This is a genomic window from Stutzerimonas kunmingensis, assembly GCF_002929225.1.
Taxonomy (GTDB): domain Bacteria; phylum Pseudomonadota; class Gammaproteobacteria; order Pseudomonadales; family Pseudomonadaceae; genus Stutzerimonas.
Genome location: NZ_PISM01000022.1, coordinates 744,064 through 759,579, shown reverse-complemented (window position 1 = coordinate 759,579; position 15,516 = coordinate 744,064). Strand labels below are relative to the sequence as shown.

Annotated in this window: 17 protein-coding genes; 9 read left to right on the top strand and 8 right to left on the bottom strand. The window is 64.2% G+C overall.

Features of this window, described 5'->3' with window-relative positions; translation table 11 throughout:
- Window positions 1-170 precede the first annotated feature (170 nt).
- The 5 genes from CW305_RS22695 (at window position 171) to CW305_RS22675 (ending at window position 5,811) form a co-directional block, all read left to right on the top strand.
- On the top strand, window positions 171-620 hold the full coding sequence (locus CW305_RS22695) for a DUF2231 domain-containing protein (protein WP_042927148.1): 450 nt from the start codon (window positions 171-173) through the stop codon (window positions 618-620).
- Entirely contained in the window at window positions 617-1,909 is a 1,293-nt protein-coding gene (locus tag CW305_RS22690) for a PQQ-dependent sugar dehydrogenase (protein WP_104099063.1), read from the top strand. The genes CW305_RS22695 and CW305_RS22690 overlap by 4 nt, the downstream gene beginning before the upstream one ends.
- 106 nt (window positions 1,910-2,015) lie before the next feature.
- Complete coding sequence (locus CW305_RS22685) at window positions 2,016-2,942, top strand: DMT family transporter (RefSeq protein WP_104099062.1); 927 nt, start codon at window positions 2,016-2,018, stop codon at window positions 2,940-2,942.
- Between the two features lie 69 nt (window positions 2,943-3,011).
- Window positions 3,012-3,410, top strand: coding sequence for an SMU1112c/YaeR family gloxylase I-like metalloprotein (gloA2, locus tag CW305_RS22680; RefSeq protein ID WP_104099061.1), 399 nt, complete (start codon window positions 3,012-3,014; stop codon window positions 3,408-3,410).
- Between the two features lie 172 nt (window positions 3,411-3,582).
- Window positions 3,583-5,811 (top strand): esterase-like activity of phytase family protein, encoded by a 2,229-nt coding sequence (locus CW305_RS22675; RefSeq protein ID WP_104099060.1) that lies wholly within the window; start codon window positions 3,583-3,585, stop codon window positions 5,809-5,811.
- A gap of 47 nt (window positions 5,812-5,858) precedes the next feature.
- On the opposite strand, the gene CW305_RS22670 is transcribed toward CW305_RS22675, so the two are convergent.
- The gene (locus tag CW305_RS22670; RefSeq protein ID WP_104099059.1) at window positions 5,859-6,884 is read right to left on the bottom strand and encodes a CNNM domain-containing protein; all 1,026 of its coding nucleotides are present in this window, start codon (window positions 6,882-6,884) and stop codon (window positions 5,859-5,861) included.
- A gap of 275 nt (window positions 6,885-7,159) precedes the next feature.
- On the opposite strand from CW305_RS22670, the gene CW305_RS22665 reads away from it, so the two are divergent.
- On the top strand, window positions 7,160-7,618 hold the full coding sequence (locus CW305_RS22665; RefSeq protein WP_101275112.1) for a hypothetical protein: 459 nt from the start codon (window positions 7,160-7,162) through the stop codon (window positions 7,616-7,618).
- 39 nt (window positions 7,619-7,657) lie between these two features.
- Here the strand turns inward: CW305_RS22665 and CW305_RS22660 are convergent, their stop codons facing one another.
- A complete protein-coding gene (locus tag CW305_RS22660; protein WP_015275696.1) occupies window positions 7,658-8,116 on the bottom strand; it encodes a carboxymuconolactone decarboxylase family protein in 459 nt (152 codons plus the stop codon).
- 94 nt (window positions 8,117-8,210) lie between these two features.
- Between CW305_RS22660 and CW305_RS22655 the strand changes: the two genes are divergently transcribed.
- Complete coding sequence (locus CW305_RS22655) at window positions 8,211-9,008, top strand: helix-turn-helix transcriptional regulator (protein WP_104099058.1); 798 nt, start codon at window positions 8,211-8,213, stop codon at window positions 9,006-9,008.
- Window positions 9,009-9,101: 93 nt separating this feature from the next.
- Here the strand turns inward: CW305_RS22655 and CW305_RS22650 are convergent, their stop codons facing one another.
- Window positions 9,102-9,407 (bottom strand): ArsR/SmtB family transcription factor, encoded by a 306-nt coding sequence (locus tag CW305_RS22650; protein ID WP_104099057.1) that lies wholly within the window; start codon window positions 9,405-9,407, stop codon window positions 9,102-9,104.
- 88 nt (window positions 9,408-9,495) lie between these two features.
- Window positions 9,496-10,620 (bottom strand): alkene reductase, encoded by a 1,125-nt coding sequence (locus tag CW305_RS22645; RefSeq protein ID WP_104099056.1) that lies wholly within the window; start codon window positions 10,618-10,620, stop codon window positions 9,496-9,498.
- 266 nt (window positions 10,621-10,886) lie between these two features.
- On the opposite strand from CW305_RS22645, the gene CW305_RS22640 reads away from it, so the two are divergent.
- Window positions 10,887-11,876 carry a GlxA family transcriptional regulator gene (locus CW305_RS22640; RefSeq protein ID WP_104099055.1) on the top strand — a complete coding sequence of 330 codons (990 nt, stop codon included), beginning with the start codon at window positions 10,887-10,889 and terminating at the stop codon, window positions 11,874-11,876.
- 92 nt (window positions 11,877-11,968) lie between these two features.
- Window positions 11,969-13,150 (top strand): MFS transporter, encoded by a 1,182-nt coding sequence (locus CW305_RS22635; protein ID WP_104099054.1) that lies wholly within the window; start codon window positions 11,969-11,971, stop codon window positions 13,148-13,150.
- 34 nt (window positions 13,151-13,184) lie between these two features.
- Here the strand turns inward: CW305_RS22635 and CW305_RS22630 are convergent, their stop codons facing one another.
- The 4 genes from CW305_RS22630 to rutR form a co-directional block, all read right to left on the bottom strand.
- A complete protein-coding gene (locus CW305_RS22630; protein WP_245891019.1) occupies window positions 13,185-13,634 on the bottom strand; it encodes a GIY-YIG nuclease family protein in 450 nt (149 codons plus the stop codon).
- Window positions 13,635-13,649: 15 nt separating this feature from the next.
- Window positions 13,650-14,024: a VOC family protein gene (locus tag CW305_RS22625; RefSeq protein WP_014819108.1), complete on the bottom strand. Its 375-nt coding sequence runs from the start codon at window positions 14,022-14,024 to the stop codon at window positions 13,650-13,652.
- Window positions 14,025-14,218: 194 nt separating this feature from the next.
- Window positions 14,219-14,683, bottom strand: coding sequence for a hypothetical protein (locus CW305_RS22620; protein ID WP_042927160.1), 465 nt, complete (start codon window positions 14,681-14,683; stop codon window positions 14,219-14,221).
- Window positions 14,684-14,685: 2 nt separating this feature from the next.
- A complete protein-coding gene (gene rutR / locus CW305_RS22615) occupies window positions 14,686-15,396 on the bottom strand; it encodes an HTH-type transcriptional regulator RutR (RefSeq protein WP_041015992.1) in 711 nt (236 codons plus the stop codon).
- Window positions 15,397-15,516: the final 120 nt, after the last annotated feature.

The window sequence follows — 15,516 nt, the reverse complement described above, 5'->3', positions numbered from 1 at the left end:
CTTGGTTTGTGCGCGAGGCACGAAAAATGGGCGCGAGCAGCGATGGCCGAGAGCTGCGCGCCGCTCGGCGATATGAGTGAACTAACGGTCGCACAGCACGATCCCCTCTTAAGCACCTTCAGAGCGATCCGCGCCGCGCAGGGCTGGTCGAAAGCAATGAGGAGTTCCTTGTGACCGTCATCACCCACCGCACCACAGAAACCACTCACAGCGTTTCCCGCCACGTGCCGCATCCGCTGCACTCGATCCTACTGGCCGGGAGCGTGCCGTTGTTTCTCGGCGCACTGCTGAGCGACGTCGCCTACTTTCGCAGCTACCAGATTCAATGGAGCAACTTCGCCTCCTGGCTGATCGCCGGCGGCCTGGTGTTCTGCGGGCTGGCAATCCTGTTCGCGGTCGTCAACCTGATCAAGGCCAGGCACAGGACAGGGCGACCGCTGATCTATCTGCTGGTGCTCGTGGCGACCTGGGTAGTCGGTTTCATCAATGCCCTGCAGCACGCCAAGGACGCTTGGGCGGTCATGCCGGCCGGCCTGGTGCTGTCGGTGATCGTCACTCTGCTGGCCTGCGCCGCCGCGTGGATCGGCCTTTCCAACCTGCGTGACGGAGGTGAGGCATGAAGCACGCCAATGCACTCTCCGCACTGACCATCGCGTTGTTCCTTAGCGCCTGCGGTGGCGATGAGCAGGACGCCGCCAGCCTGTATGGCGCCGACCCCAAACTGCCGGAACCCGACCGCGGAATGCTGCCCAGCATGAAGATCGCCGAGCCGACGCCCTGGGGCGATGCGACCCCCACGGTACCGGAGAACTACAGCGTGACGGCGATAGCCACCGACCTGCAGATCCCGCGCCAGACCCTGGTGCTGCCCAACGGCGACATCCTTGTGGCCGAAGGTCGTGGCGGCAATGCGGCCAAGCTGAAACCGAAAGACGTGATCGCCGGTTACATCAAGGCGCAGGGCAACACGTCGGTCAAAAGCGGTAACCGGCTGACCCTGCTGAGAGATGCCGATGGCGACGGCCGCTACGAAATGCAGAACGTCTTCGCCGAAGACCTCAATGCACCCTACGGGCTGGCCTTCCACGACGGCAATCTGTATGTCGCCAACCAGGATGAACTGGTGCGCTTCGAGTACGAAGAAGGCCAGACCGAAGCCAGCGGCCCGCCGACCAAGGTCGTCGACCTGCCCTCGGAGATCAACCACCACTGGACCAAGGCGATGACCATCAGTCCCGACGGTCGGTATCTCTACGTCGGCATCGGCTCGAACAGCAACATCACCGAGCGCGGGATGGAAGCCGAGGTCGACCGCGCCCTGGTCTGGCAGATCAACACCGAAACCGGCGCCTACAAGCCCTACGCAACCGGCCTGCGTAACCCCACGGCCCTCGCAATACTGCCCGGCACCGACCAGCTGTGGTCGGTGGTCAACGAACGCGACGAGCTGGGCGAAGACCTGGTGCCGGACTACCTGACCTCGGTGCAGGAGGGCGGCTTCTATGGCTGGCCCTACAGCTACTGGGGCCAGAACGTCGACGACCGCGTCCGCCCGCAGGACCCGGACAAGGTCAAGCAGGCGATCACGCCAGACTACGCACTGGGCGCCCACGTCGCCGCGCTGGGCCTGGACTTTTCCTCGGACGTCATGGGCGAGCAATTCGCCGAAGGCGCATTCGTCGGCGAGCACGGCAGCTGGAACCGGGAAGATCCGTCCGGCTACAAGGTGGTCTTCGTACCGTTCCGCGACGGCCGCCCGGCAGGCGAACCCATCGACTTCATGACCGGCTTCCGCAAGGACGGCAAAACCCGCGGCCGCCCGGTTGGCGTGACCGTCGACCCGAGCGGTGCGCTGATCGTCGCGGACGACCTGGCCAATGTGGTCTGGCGGGTGACGCGCAACCAGTGACGAGTAGCAGGCCGGTGACCGCGCGGTTACCGGCTGCTCGTCATGCGCCCCTACGGGCGCTGCAGGTTGGTCCCTTGCGGCTTTCTTGAAGGCATAGGATGACCTTATGGCGCAGCGCTCGCCGCGAACAAATGGAAGAACTCAGGGGAAACCGGCAAGCCTGGGTGCGCTATTGGTGGTGCTTGCGGCACTTTGCTGGGGACTATCGGGTGGGATAGGCGGCATCCTCATCAGCGAGGGCTGGAGTCCCACCGTAGTCTCGCTCTACCGGGGCCTGATCGGCCTCGTGTGCGTGTTCATCTGGCTGGCATTACGCCCAGCCGGCAGTGGAATGACGAGCCACAGGCTGTGGTTCTGGTCGGTAATCGCCGGCATCGGCGTGGCGGGCAACTTCTCTTTTTACTTCTTGAGCATCGCCGAGGGCAGCGTTGCGGTGGCAGCGACCCTGATGTACTCAGCGCCGGTGTTCGTCTACCTGGCATCCTTCGCGTTCGGACTCGAAAGGCCGACGCTGTTCAAATGGGCAGCAATCGCAACGGTGATGCTCGGCGTCATCTTGCTGACCGGTATCCATGACGTCGGCGCGAGCGACATTACGCTCGTGGCAGTCGGAGCCGGCCTGCTATCCGGTTTGTCCTATGCTGCTTTTATTTTTGCGTTCAAGTACGCGGCGCCCCACGGCAGTCCTCAGGCGATTCTCGTCATAGCGTTCGCGGTGCTCGTTGGCATACTCGCCTCGATGAGCGACGCGCAACAGGCAGCGGCGGTGCCAGGCGCCCCGAGTTGGCCACTGTTCATCGTTCTGGGTGTGGTCGGCGCAGGGCTGTCCTTCATTCTCTACATCGTCGGGCTCAGACATACCGCACCGGCTGTGGCGTCCATCGTGGCGATGGTCGAGCCGGTAACCGCTTCGCTCTTCGGCGTCGTGGTACTGGATGAGAGTCTGGCAGCGCTACAGATTCTGGGCATGGGGCTGATTCTAGCGACGGTGACTGCGCTGGGCCTCCAGGACAGAGAACCGAACGAGATGTAGCGATCCGGCTCGTCGAACGCGCGCCTTTCCTGACAGTCTCTACCCGACCATTCCCGCTGGACCTTGCGCATGCTCCGCTCCATCCACCACGTCGCGATCATTTGCTCGGACTATGTCGTATCGAAGCGCTTCTATACCGAGACGCTGGGGCTGACGGTGATTGCCGAGCATTACCGCGAGGCGCGTCGCTCCTACAAGCTCGACCTCGCGCTGCCGGATGGCGCTCAGCTCGAGCTGTTTTCCTTTCCCGATGCGCCGCCGCGCCCTTCACGACCGGAGGCGCAGGGATTGCGGCATCTGGCGTTTGCGGTGGACGACGTCGCGCAGTGCAAGGCATGGCTGGAGCATCACGGCGTTGCGGTGGAAGCGATTCGGCTGGATGAGTACACCGGTCGCCGATTCACCTTCTTCGCGGACCCGGACGGCCTGCCGCTGGAGCTGTACGAAGCGGTGCCGACCGTCGATTGAGCCTGCACGGGTATCCGCCTGCCAGCGGGGGCCATGACCAACGCGCCGGCAACGCAGAACCGATGCCCCCGCATCTCCTCTCGCAATGCTTGGCCTCCTCGCCGTCACCGCCACGTAACAATCCGGCCCTAGCGTGTTCTGGCTGTCCCCCACACTGACCGCCGAGGCCCGCATGAGAACTCCGACCCGCCTGACCCGCACCGTATTGTCCACTGCCCTGTCCTTGGCCTTGTTGCCGCTGGCCTCGCAGGCGGCACCTCTCCGCGCCGCAGACTACTTCGAGCGGGTCGCGACCTTCCCGATCTTTCGCAACCTGGGTGCCGATGAGGATGCCACCCGGCAGACCGTCGCCGAGATCACCGCGGTGAGTCGCGACGGCCGCACGCTGATCTACACCGACAGCCCTGGCGAGCGCATCGGCCTGGTGGACATTCGCGATCCGAAAGCGCCGCAGCCGGCAGGCTTTATCCAGCTGGAAGGCGAGCCGACCTCGGTCGCCGTACATCGCCACTACGCGCTGGTCGCGGTGAACACCTCGCTCGGCTTCACCCAGCCCGATGGTGTGCTGGCGGTGTTCGACATTCGCAATCCGGCGCAACCCAAACGCGTCGCCACGCTGCCCATGGGTGGCCAGCCGGATTCCATCGCCATCAGCCCGCGGGGCCGCTATGCCGCGGTGGCGATCGAGAACGAGCGCGACGAGGACCTCAACGACGGGCTGATCCCACAGCTGCCGGCCGGCTTTCTGCGCATCGTCGACCTCAAGGGTCAGCCGTCGCGCTGGCGCACGCGGGACGTCGACCTGACCGGCCTGGCCGAGGTCGCGCCGGGTGATCCGGAGCCTGAGTACGTCAGCATCAACGACCAGGACGTGGCCGCCGTCACCCTGCAGGAAAACAACCACATCGTGCTGGTCGACCTGCGTCGTGGCCGGGTGATGCGCCACTTCAGCGCCGGCCAGGTGGATCTGCAAGGTGTGGACGTCGAGGAGAACGACCGCATCGAACCGGTCGGCGTGCTCGCTGGCAAGCGTCGCGAGCCGGATTCGATCGCCTGGGTCGGGCCGCTGCTGGCGACCGCCAACGAGGGCGACTACGAGGATGCCGAAGGCGCGGAAGGCGGCAGCCGCAGCTTCACCCTGTTCGACTACAACGGCCACGTCTGGCACGAGGCCGGCGCCTCGCTGGAACACGCCTTCATCCGCGCCGGGCACTACCCGGAAAACCGCTCGGAGAACAAGGGCATCGAGCCGGAAGGCATCGCCGCGGCGCGTTTCCGCAAGCACAGCCTGCTGTTCGTCGGCAGCGAGCGCGGCAATGCGGTCGCCGTCTACGACGTGGCTCGCCCCTGGGCGCCGGTGATGCATCAGTTGCTACCTACGGGCTTGGGGCCGGAGGGAATCCTGCCGATCCCGTCGCGCAACCTGCTGGTGGTCAGCAGTGAAGAAGACTCGGCCGAGGACGGCTACCGGTCGACGCTCTCGATCTACCAGTACGGTGCCAAGACCGCACCTTACCCGGAGATCCGCTCCACTGATCGCGACCTGATCTCCTGGGGCGCGCTGAGCGGTCTGGTCGCGGACCGCAGCCAGTCCGACCGCCTCTATGCGGTGCCGGACAGCTACTACAAGGCGTCGCGGATCTTCAGCATCGACACCAGCCAGACACCGGCACTGATCGACCGCCAGATCGAACTGCGCAAGGCTGGCACGAGCGTCGACTACGATCTGGAAGGCATCGCCCAGGCCAGCAATGGCGATTTCTGGCTGGCTTCGGAAGGTAACGGCAAGGCCAGGCCGAACCTGCTGATCCACGCCAACGCCAGGGGCGAAGTACTGGACGAGTTCGCCCTGCCCGCGGAAGTCGCCGCCCAGCAGACCAGCAACGGTTTCGAGGGCGTCGCGGTGGTCGGCGAAGGCGCCAGCACCCGCGTCTACGTGGCCTTTCAACGCGAGTGGAAGAACGACCCCGCCGGGCGGGTGCGCATCGGCGTGTTCAACCCGGGCACTAGTGAATGGGGCTTCATCCACTACCCGCTCGACGCCGCAGCCGAGGGCGGCTGGGTCGGATTGTCCGAGCTCACGTCAATCGGCAACGGCCAGTTTCTGGTGATCGAGCGCGACAACCAGCAGGGCCCGGCGGCACAGATCAAGCGCCTGTACCGCATCGACCTGAATGGCCTGCAGCCCGCCGCTGAAGGTCAGCGCTTCCCGCTCGCAAGCAAGCGTCTGGAGCGCGATCTGCTACCTGATCTGAAGAGCACCGGTGGCTGGGTGCTGGACAAGGTCGAAGGTGCGGCGGTCGACAAGCAGGGGCGTCTGTTCGTCGTCACCGATAACGACGGGGTCGAGGATGCCAGCGGCGAGACGCGTTTCATGCGGTTCGGGACGGTCAAGCGCTGAGATCCGGCAGCTTCATGCGGAGCGGCAGACCCGCTCCGCATGCTCGGTCAGCTGTCGCGGGCGCGCTTGATACGGTGATCCCAGCGGCGCTTGGCGAAGCGGCGCATGTTCGGGATGTCGTCCGTTTCGTCCATGATCGGCTGGCCGATGATGGTTTCCATGATGTCTTCCAGTGTCACCAGGCCGCGCCAGCTGCCGAACTCGTCATAGACCAGGCACATGTGCTGGCGCTCGTGCAGCAGCTGGGTCATGAGGTTCTCGACGCTGGTCATTTCCGGCGCGACCTTCATCGGCTTCATGATCGTCGAGACCGGCGCTTCGTCATCGGTCGCTGACAGGGCGTCATAGCGGAACACCACACCCAGCGGGCTCTCGTTGTCGCCGATCACCGGGTAGCGCGAGAACTGGCTGTCGGCAACCTGCTCCTTGAATGCACCGATGCTGGTCTCCGGCGACGTGTAGTCGCAAACCGTGCGCGGTGTCATGACGTCACGGACCTTGATCTCGTGCAGGTCGAGGATGTTCCTGATGACGCGCTGCTCGTCCTCGTCGAGGCTCTTGTTCTCGCGACCAAGCACCGTCAACGCCTTGATCTCCTGGCGGATGTCGTGCTCTGGCTCCTTGCCACCGACCAGCCGCATGATCATGTCGGACAGGTAGATGAAGGGCTTGAGCACCAGGATCATGCCGGTCAGCAAAGGCGGCAGGTAAGGCGCCAGCGTGCGCCAGTAACGGGCACCGATGGTCTTGGGCAGGATTTCCGAAAGCACCAGGATCAGCACCGTCATCACCGCCGAGGCGATACCGACATAGCCGTTGCCGAATACCACGGTGACCTGCGCACCGACACCGGTCGCGCCAACGGTGTGGGCGACGGTATTCAAGGTCAGGATGGCCGCGAGTGGCTGGTCGACCTTGTCTTTCAGTTCTTTCAGGCGCTCGTACAGCTTCGGACGGGTCGTCTTCTGGTGCGCGATAAAGCTCGGTGTCAGCGAGAGCAGTGCGGCTTCGAGGATCGAACAGATGAATGAAACGAGGATGGATAAGACAGCGAACGCTATCAGGAGGGTCATGTACGGGAGGTTTCATTGCCAATGGCAGGCCAATTTACAGCAAAGCCGCCGAGCGTTAGCCGGATGCCGCGATGGGCTTGCAACATTTCATTTCCCCGTATGAACGAACGCGCTGGACACACTGATTTCGACAGCAGCCGACAATGGAGTTCATCCCCTCGATCGGCGCCCTTTTCCGGCAACTCGCACGCTTGTTTCCCGACGCGCTCCTCGGCTAGGGTGCGGTCCTCGACGAAACGGCCCTTCAGGAGCATTGCAGATTGATCAGAACAGGGATGTTGACGCTGGGTTTGCTGATGGCGCTCACGGCACAGGCGGCCGAACAGCGGGTCTATCTGGTCGCCACGGTACAGCTGGACGGCACCAGCCTGGCGCAGAGCGCGTTTCTACATGAGCCGGATATCACCGAACTGGAGGGTTGCCGCGAAGCGGTACGCGAGGGCCAGCGCGCCCGTGACTGGCAGAAATACCATCACATCTTCCGGAACGATCTTTTCAAGGGCTTCGCCGGCCACATGCATTATCGCTGCGCCTTCAGCGATCTGCAGTTCAGCAGCTGGCACGATGGCCCGCGCTACAACCAGCCCTACCTGATCGCTGTCGACGAGAACGCGATGCTCAGCGTGGAACGGACGCCAAGCCAGGCCCAATGCATGAGCCGGCTGCGCGCGCTGCCGGCTGCCCGGCAGGCACAGAGCTTCTGCGCCATGGGCAACCAGCAGATCAAGCCCTGACCGCCCGACCTTCCGGCCGAGTGGCGGCAGGCATCCGCCCTATCCCGGCTGGTAGCTGCCTGGCACCGGCGCGAAGGACACGCCAAAGCGGTTCCAGGCGTTGATGGTGGCGATGGCCAGGGTCAGGTTGGCGAGCTGGGCTTCGGAAAAATACTCACGCACCTCCTCGAACAGCTGTTGCGAAACGCCCTGGGGCAACAGGGTGTTGGCCTCGGCCCAGGCCAGCGCGGCGCGTTCGCGGTCGGTAAAGAACGGGGTTTCGCGCCAGGCGCTCAGGGCATAGATGCGCTGCTCGGTTTCGCCGAGGGCGCGGGCGTCCTTGGTGTGCATGTCAAGGCAGTAGGCGCACCCGTTGATCTGCGAGACGCGGATCTTGACCAGCTCCATCAGCGGTTTGTCGACGCCGTCCTCGCGGCGACTCTGCCGCGCCAGGTAGGTTTCCAGCCCGATCATGGCGGTCATCACATCGGGGGCGGCGGCCTGGTAGTTCATGCGCATGGTGGTCACTCCTCGGTTTGAATGTGCAGCCAAGGCTACGCAGCCGCCGAGCTGAGCTATTGTAGATTTTCGACATCTTCGAACGCCGCCTTCCATGTCCGTCCTGCACGAACGACTGCCACAAATCAATGGCTTCCTGACTCGCCCGCCTGCGCCAGCACTGGCTGCCTACGTGCAGCGCTTCTGGTGGCTGGAGGGTGACGCCGCCACGGTGTACGACGAGCAGATGCTGCATCCGGACGGCGCCTGTGGGGTCATCTTCAATTTCGCCGACCCGCTGGCCTTCGATGGTCATCTGCACAAGCCGCGTGCATTGATCGCCGGGCCGCAGCTTGCCAGTTCGCGATTGCAACTGGCTGGGCAGGTGAGACTGATGGGCGTGCGCTTTCGCCCTGGGATGGGCGCGGCGTTCTTTGGCATCAGCCTGGATGAGCTGGCGGGCTTTCATAGCTCCGACTGGCAGCGACTGGGGTTTGCCGGAATGGTCGACCAACTGGCCGAGCTGAGCCGCGAGGCGCAGCAGCTGCTGGTAGAGCAGGAATTGATGAAACGTCTGCAGGCGACTCAGGAGCGACGCTTCCCAGTGCAACAGCTACTGTCGGAGATCACCGCGACCGAGGGCCGTGCACGCCTGGCCGACCTCCTCCAGTCCGTACCGCTCGGCCAGCGCCAACTGGAGCGCCTGTTCCGCCATCATGTAGGAATGACACCCAAGCAGTTCAGCCGCATCCAGCGCGTGGCGCTGGTGCGCAACCAGCTGCGCGCCGGCCAGCCGTTACTGGACACCGCCCTGGCCTGCGGATACAGCGATCAGGCGCACTTCATTCATGACTTCAAGACGGTGGTCGGCATGACGCCGGGGCGATATCGGGCGAGCAAGGTCAGTCGATAACTGCGCCCCATTGCGAGCGACCCGTCACGTCCGGCAGAAAAAACGATCGGCTCACATGCTGCTGACGCCAGCGACACGCAGTTCACAGCCTGCTCAGATGGCTTTGCTGAGTGCCTCGAGCAGCTGAGCGATCTTCTCTTCGTTTCGCTTGTAGTAGGTCCAGGGACCGATACGCTGCGACGTCACCAACTGCGCGCGCTGGAGCGCCGCCAGGTAATTCGAAACGGTGGACTGCGACAACCCCACACGCTCCTGGATGATGCTGACGCAGACACCCAGCTGTTCGGGATCGGCTTCCTGCTCGGGGAAGTTGGTCTTCGGGTCCTTCAGCAGGGTAAGAATGGCCAGGCGTGTGGGGTTATCCAGGGCCTTCAGCGCTTCATTGATGTCTATGCTCATATCCGCGCCAGGTAATGGGTTTTCGCGATCTTACGATACTTTGTCGGTGCTGGCTGCGTGCACGCCACGGCCGTGCACGCACGCCGACTCAGTGCGCGTACACCGGGTAGTCGATGTAACCCTTTTCGGTGCCGCCGTACATGCTGCTGGCATCCAGCGGGTTCATAGGCCAGCCACGGGCAATGCGCGCCGGCAGGTCCGGGTTGGCAATGAACGGACGGCCGAAGGCGATCAGATCCGCCCAACCGGCTTCGATCGCCGCGGTGGCGCGCTCCGGGGTGTACTTGCCTGCGTAGATGATCGCGCCGTTGAACGCCGCACGAACCGCCTCTCTGAAACTGCTGGGCAGTTCGGGCGCGGTGTCCCAATCGGCCTCGGCCAGTGATACGTACGCGACGCCGATGGTTTGCAGAATCTTCACCGCTTCGATGTAGGTCTCATGCGGGTCTTGCTCCACCAGGCCAAGGTAGACGCGCTCCTCATCCGTACTGGCGAACAGCGGCGCAAAGCGAACCCCCACGCGCTCGGCACCTATGGCGTCGGCTATCGCCTGGACCGCTTCGCGCAGAAAACGCAGTCGGTTCTGCAGCGAACCGCCGTATTCGTCAGTCCTGCGATTGGTGTGGGCGGAAATGAACTGGTTGACCAGGTAGCCGTTGGCGCAGTGAATCTCGACGCCATCGAAGCCTGCTTCAATCGCGTTGCGTGCGGCCTCGGCATAGAGCTGTACCAGCTCTTTGACTTCGGCATTGGACAGCGCCCGCGGCATCGAGGGCTCGACCAGCGCGCCCTCGCCCGGTCCCGTTTCGATAAAGACTTTGACGTTGGTCGCCGCAATGGCGGACGGCGCAACAGGTTGCGCACCGCCGGGTTGCAGCGAGGTGTGCGAGACACGGCCGACATGCCAGAGCTGGGCGAAAATCACGCCGCCCTCGTCATGCACCGCCTGGGTAACGGCCTTCCAGCCTTCGACCTGTTCCGGGCTGTGAATCCCGGGCGTCCAGGCATATCCCTGCCCTCTCGGCTCGATCTGGATGCCTTCCGTCACCATGAAGCCTGCACTGGCTCGTTGCTGGTAGTAGGTCGCCATTACGGCGTTCGGAATATTGCCCGGCTGCGAACTGCGCGAGCGTGTCAGTGGTGGCAGCACGATACGGTTACGTAGCGTGAAGGAGCCAAGGGAGCCGGGAGTAAAAAGTGCTTTATGATTCATAACGTAAGATTTAGATATCGTGAATTCTAGATATTAAATGATGGAGGCTGCCTCACCGAATGTGAGTACCGCCCCGTGAGGGCTGTGCAGTCGGGTATACCGCAACTGCGACAAGAAACCGATCGTCGACCCCATATCGATAAATGCCAACATCTAGATTTCATTGAGTCAGGAATATATGCATTGGCAAGATCCGTGGGAACCTTGTCATTTCGACAGCGGCGCCTCGGCAGCAGACTGCAGGCATCCACCCTGAGAGCTGCACCATGGACGCCACCCGTACCGTCGCCTGCCTGATCTACCCGGATGTGATGAGCCTCGATGTCACCGGCCCGATGCAGGTGTTCGCCTCGGCCAATGTCGAGCGGCAGCGTCAGGGCCTGCCGAGACATTACGAGCTGATGCTGCTCGCTGCCAGCGTCGGCCCGGTCGCCACCTCGGCGGGGCTGAAGCTGGTGGCGGATGCGAGCTGGGCCGTGTGCGATCCGGCCACGCTGGATACCTTGCTGGTTCCGGGCGGTGTCGGCGTGGATGCGCAGAAGCACGACCAACCGCTGCTCGACTGGCTGCGGGCCGCCGAACCCAGGGTGCGGCGCCTGGGCTCGGTCTGTTCCGGCGCGCTGATCCTGGCCGAGGCCGGGCTGTTCGATGGACGCAAGGCGACCACGCACTGGACGGACCTCGCTGCGCTGGGCACGTACCCGACCATCGAGGTGCAGGGTGACCGGTTGCACACCTACGACCCGACCGATCCGCAGGCGGCGCATCTGTTCAGCTCAGCGGGCGTCACGGCGGGCATCGACCTGGCGCTGGCGTTGGTCGAGGCCGATCTCGGCCGCGCGTTGGCGCTTTCGGTTGCTCAGCGGCTGGTGATGTTTCTGCGCCGGCCGGGTGGGCAGACCCAGTTCAGCCCGATGCCGGCGGCGCCAAGTGGCAGCGTGGCGCGTCTTGCCGCGCTGCTGGAATGGATTCCCGGGCACCTGGGCGATGACCTGTCCATCGAGGCGCTGGCCGACCAGGCGCATATGACACCGCGCACCCTGTGCCGCCTGTTCAGCCAGGAAACCGGCATGGGGCCGGGCCAATACATCGAACGGGTGCGCCTGGAAGCCGCACGTAACCTGCTGCTCGACGCCCAGGCCTCGATCGCCACGGTGGCGCGGCTGACCGGTTTCGGCCATCCGGAAAACCTCAGGCGCAGCTTTCAGAAGCACCTGTCGGTCAGCCCGCGGGATTTCTACCAGCGCTTCGGCTGACGCTTCGTCAGAACCTCACTCATCGTTCACAGCTTGCCCGGCGTATCGCCAGGCAGCGCTGTGCCCGCTCATCACCCTCAAGGGGCCTCGCCATGCACCTATTGTTCAGCAACCCTCAGGTCCTGCGCCTGTTCATCGCGCAGGCGCTGTTCTGGTCCTGCTCGATGACCGGGATCATCTTCACCTCCATCGTCGGGCTGCGCCTGGCGCCAGCGGCGGGCCTCGCCACCCTGCCGCTGGCCCTGCTGATGCTCGGCGGCCTGCTCGCCTTGCAACCACTGGCGGGGCTGATGCAGCGCCGCGGCCGGCGCGCCGGCTTTCTCATCGGTGCGTTGGCCGGCGTGTTGGGCGGACTGATCAGCGCGCTGTCGCTCTGGCTCGACAGCTTCACCCTGCTCTGTCTCGGCGCTCTGCCCATCGGCGCCTACCAGGCCTCGGCGATGTACTACCGCTTCGCCGCGCTGGAAGCGGTGAGCGAAGCCTTCAAAGGGCGCGCCACCGCCTGCGTGATCGGCGGTGGCGTGCTGGCCGCGCTGATCGCGCCCACGCTCGGTCACATGGCGCGTGATCTCGCCAGCGTTCCATTCGCCGGCACCTATCTGTTGATCGCCAGCTTCGCGGCGCTGGGCGTGCTGGTGCTTGCTGGATTGCCGGCAAGCAGCGGAACGCCCGGCGTTCAGGCCGCCCTGCCAGCAGTCAGTTGGCAGACACTGCTGGCGCGGCCGACCATTCGCGCCGCGGTGCTGACCACCGCCGCCGGCCACGGCCTGATGATCCTGGTGATGAACGCCACGCCCCTGGCGATGCATGGCGAAGGTCTGGATCTGCAGGCCAGCGGTCAGGTCATCCAGTGGCACATGCTCGGCATGTTCCTCCCGGCATTCGTCGCCGGGCCGCTGGTGGACCGCTTCGGCTGCCGGCTGGTTGCCTGTGTGGGTGGAGGATTGCTGATCGCCAGCGCGGTGGTCGCGCTGCTCGGCGTCAGCCACTGGCATTTCCTGCTCAGCAGCTGCCTGCTAGGCATCGGCTGGAACCTGATGCTGGTCGCCGGCACCACCCAGCTGGGCCAGGGCCATGCCGCAAGCGAGCGCGCCCGGGCACAGGGCCTGATGGAACTGAGCAACGGCAGCGTCGCCGCGGTGATGTCCTTCGCCTCTGGCGCGTTGATCGCTCAGGCTGGCTGGGCGGCGGTGAACATCGGGCTGCTGCCCATCGTGACGCTGGTGGTGCTGGCGCAGGTTGCGCAGGGCTACCGGCAAAGGCAGGCGGTTTGAAGGCGCGGCGACTGCTGGCACCACCCGGCGGAGCTCAACGCTCAGGATTCACCCGTCCCTGAAAAGGAAAGGCTCCGCCGGTCTCCAGCACACGTTCCAGCGAACGCGCCTCCTCACGGCTCGAAGTAATACGGAAGCGGATGTAGCAACGCTCCTCGAGAAACGTCTGCCGACCCGCTTCCGCTCGGAGGTCGTATCCGTCGATGCTGCCGGCAAAGTACAGATGTTTAGCCAGTATCGACTGGGCGCTCCTGACATCGGCAGGGTTGTTCCAGTCACCGCCAGCCCTGAGGATCAGTCTGCTCTGGCGAGACTTCCGGTGCTGAATCAGCCGCTTGCGCAGGTTGACGCCGATTCCAACCTTCAACGCCGCGCCGTCGTCCTTGTATATCTCATAGAGTCCCGGCAGAGCAGGCACGTACCGTTCGATTTCCGAAAAGCGGATGCACGTCATAGTCCCGGAATCACAGGCAGCGTTCGTCATCATGCCGCCTGTATGTCAGGACGCAGTGCCTTCGGAAACCAGATGGATGATATTGGCCGGGCTCGATATCCAGAACGCCCTGAAGCCTTCCGGCAGCGGTTCGATTTCGTCCCGGCGGGTGCAGGCGTGTTCCTCAAAGTGGGCGGCAGCACCTTCCAGGTCAGCCGTGACGACCTCCAGCCATATCTCCGCCTGGCTGATGCCCGGCACGCAGTCCAGCCAGAGCACCTTGCCGCCGAAATCGAAGCGCGGCGTGTGCTCACCTTCAGCGCCCGCCGGGGTGAGTTCTTCCAGTGCGAGCGTCTCGCGGTAGAACGCGAGCGTCCGCTGGTATTCGTGGGCAGGCACCTTCATCGCGATATTTCGGCCAGGCTGGAATGTCGGTTTCATCGTTTCACTCCATGAGGGCGCTGATGCCGGAGGTTGCCCAAGGCGCTCCGGCCCGCGCACGGTTAGACCAGCCAGTACAGACAGCAGCGACCCTTCGTGCAAGGTGATGCAGCGGGTGAGCCGGTGAACGCAGCGTACGACAGCCGCTAGGCAGCGGTTCTTCGCCGCTAGACGGTTGCGTTGACCGGGGCAGGTCAGGGACGCCCCCATTCGATCTCGCGAATCTTTGCGGCGCCGTTCTCCTCGGCGACGACTACCGTCACGGCCTCGATGAAGCCTGCACCGGTAATCGAAACGTAGGCCCAACCGATGTCCTGCGATTGCCGGGCGGGCCAGTCATCCATGAATTCGACGTGGCCATCCACTGCGCCCGGCCCATCGCCGTAGGAGGTCATGTCGGCATAAGCCTGCTGCAGTTGCGCTGCGGAATATCGCTGCTGCGCCTGCGTTGAGAGAAGAGCATGAGCCTCGGTGAAGTCGCTGGAAACGAGCGCGCGGGCGAAGTTGGTGGCGGTCGACACGGTGACGTCCTTAGCCCGCGGGTTTGCTTGCGGCGCCTCCTCGAAGCAGGCGGAAAGGCTCAGCGCGATCAGAGTAATCGACAGCAGTTTCAGGCCGAGCCAGCTCAGCGTGGAGCGTGGCGGCTTGATGGAAAGCATGCTCAACGCGGCCTCACCCCATCGAGGATCAGCGACTGCAGGCTCTTGAGCGTTTCCTCGAAGAACGCCGGATCATCCAGCGTCTTGCCTGCCACCGCCTCGACCTGCACGCGGAAGTCGGCGTAGTGCTGTGTGGTCGCCCAGAGCGAGAAGATCAGGTGATGCGGCGCGATGGGCGCGAGCTTGCCGGCGTCGATCCAGGCCTGGATCACCGCGACCTTGTTCTCGACCAGGTCGTGCAGCGGTTGCTGCAGCTCGCCCAGCAGCAATGGCGCACCCTGCATGATCTCCATGCAGAACAGCCGCGATTCGGCGGGATGGTCGCGGGAGAGTTCGAGCTTGACCCGCAGGTAGTCGCGGATCGCCTCGACCGCGTCCTGCTCGACGCTGAATGCCTGCAGCGGCTGCAACCAGACCTCCAGCAGCTGACGCAGGACGTTGGTGTATAGCTCTTCCTTGTTGCCGAAGTAGTACAGCAGGTTGGTCTTGGAAACGTCTGCCTGGGTCGCCACCTGGTCGAGGCTGGTGCCGTGCAGGCCGAAGCGGGAGAACAGCTCCAGCGCGGCCTGAAGAATGCTGGCGCGCTTGCTTTCGATCATGCGCAGGCGGCGGTCCTGGGCGCTGGCGCTCGGTACGCGGACTGCGCCCTTTGGCCGTGGTGTCTTGCTGGCGGTAAGGCGCTTACGGGGCGGAACGGGGGGCTGGTCTGTCACGGGATTACCGGATGGGTTCGAACGAGGCGCTACTGTAGCGCGGCGAGCGTGCGACGCACGAGCGACGAAGGCAGCAAGCGACTGCTGCACGATCTTCGTGCGCCGCGCACAAACCAGGTG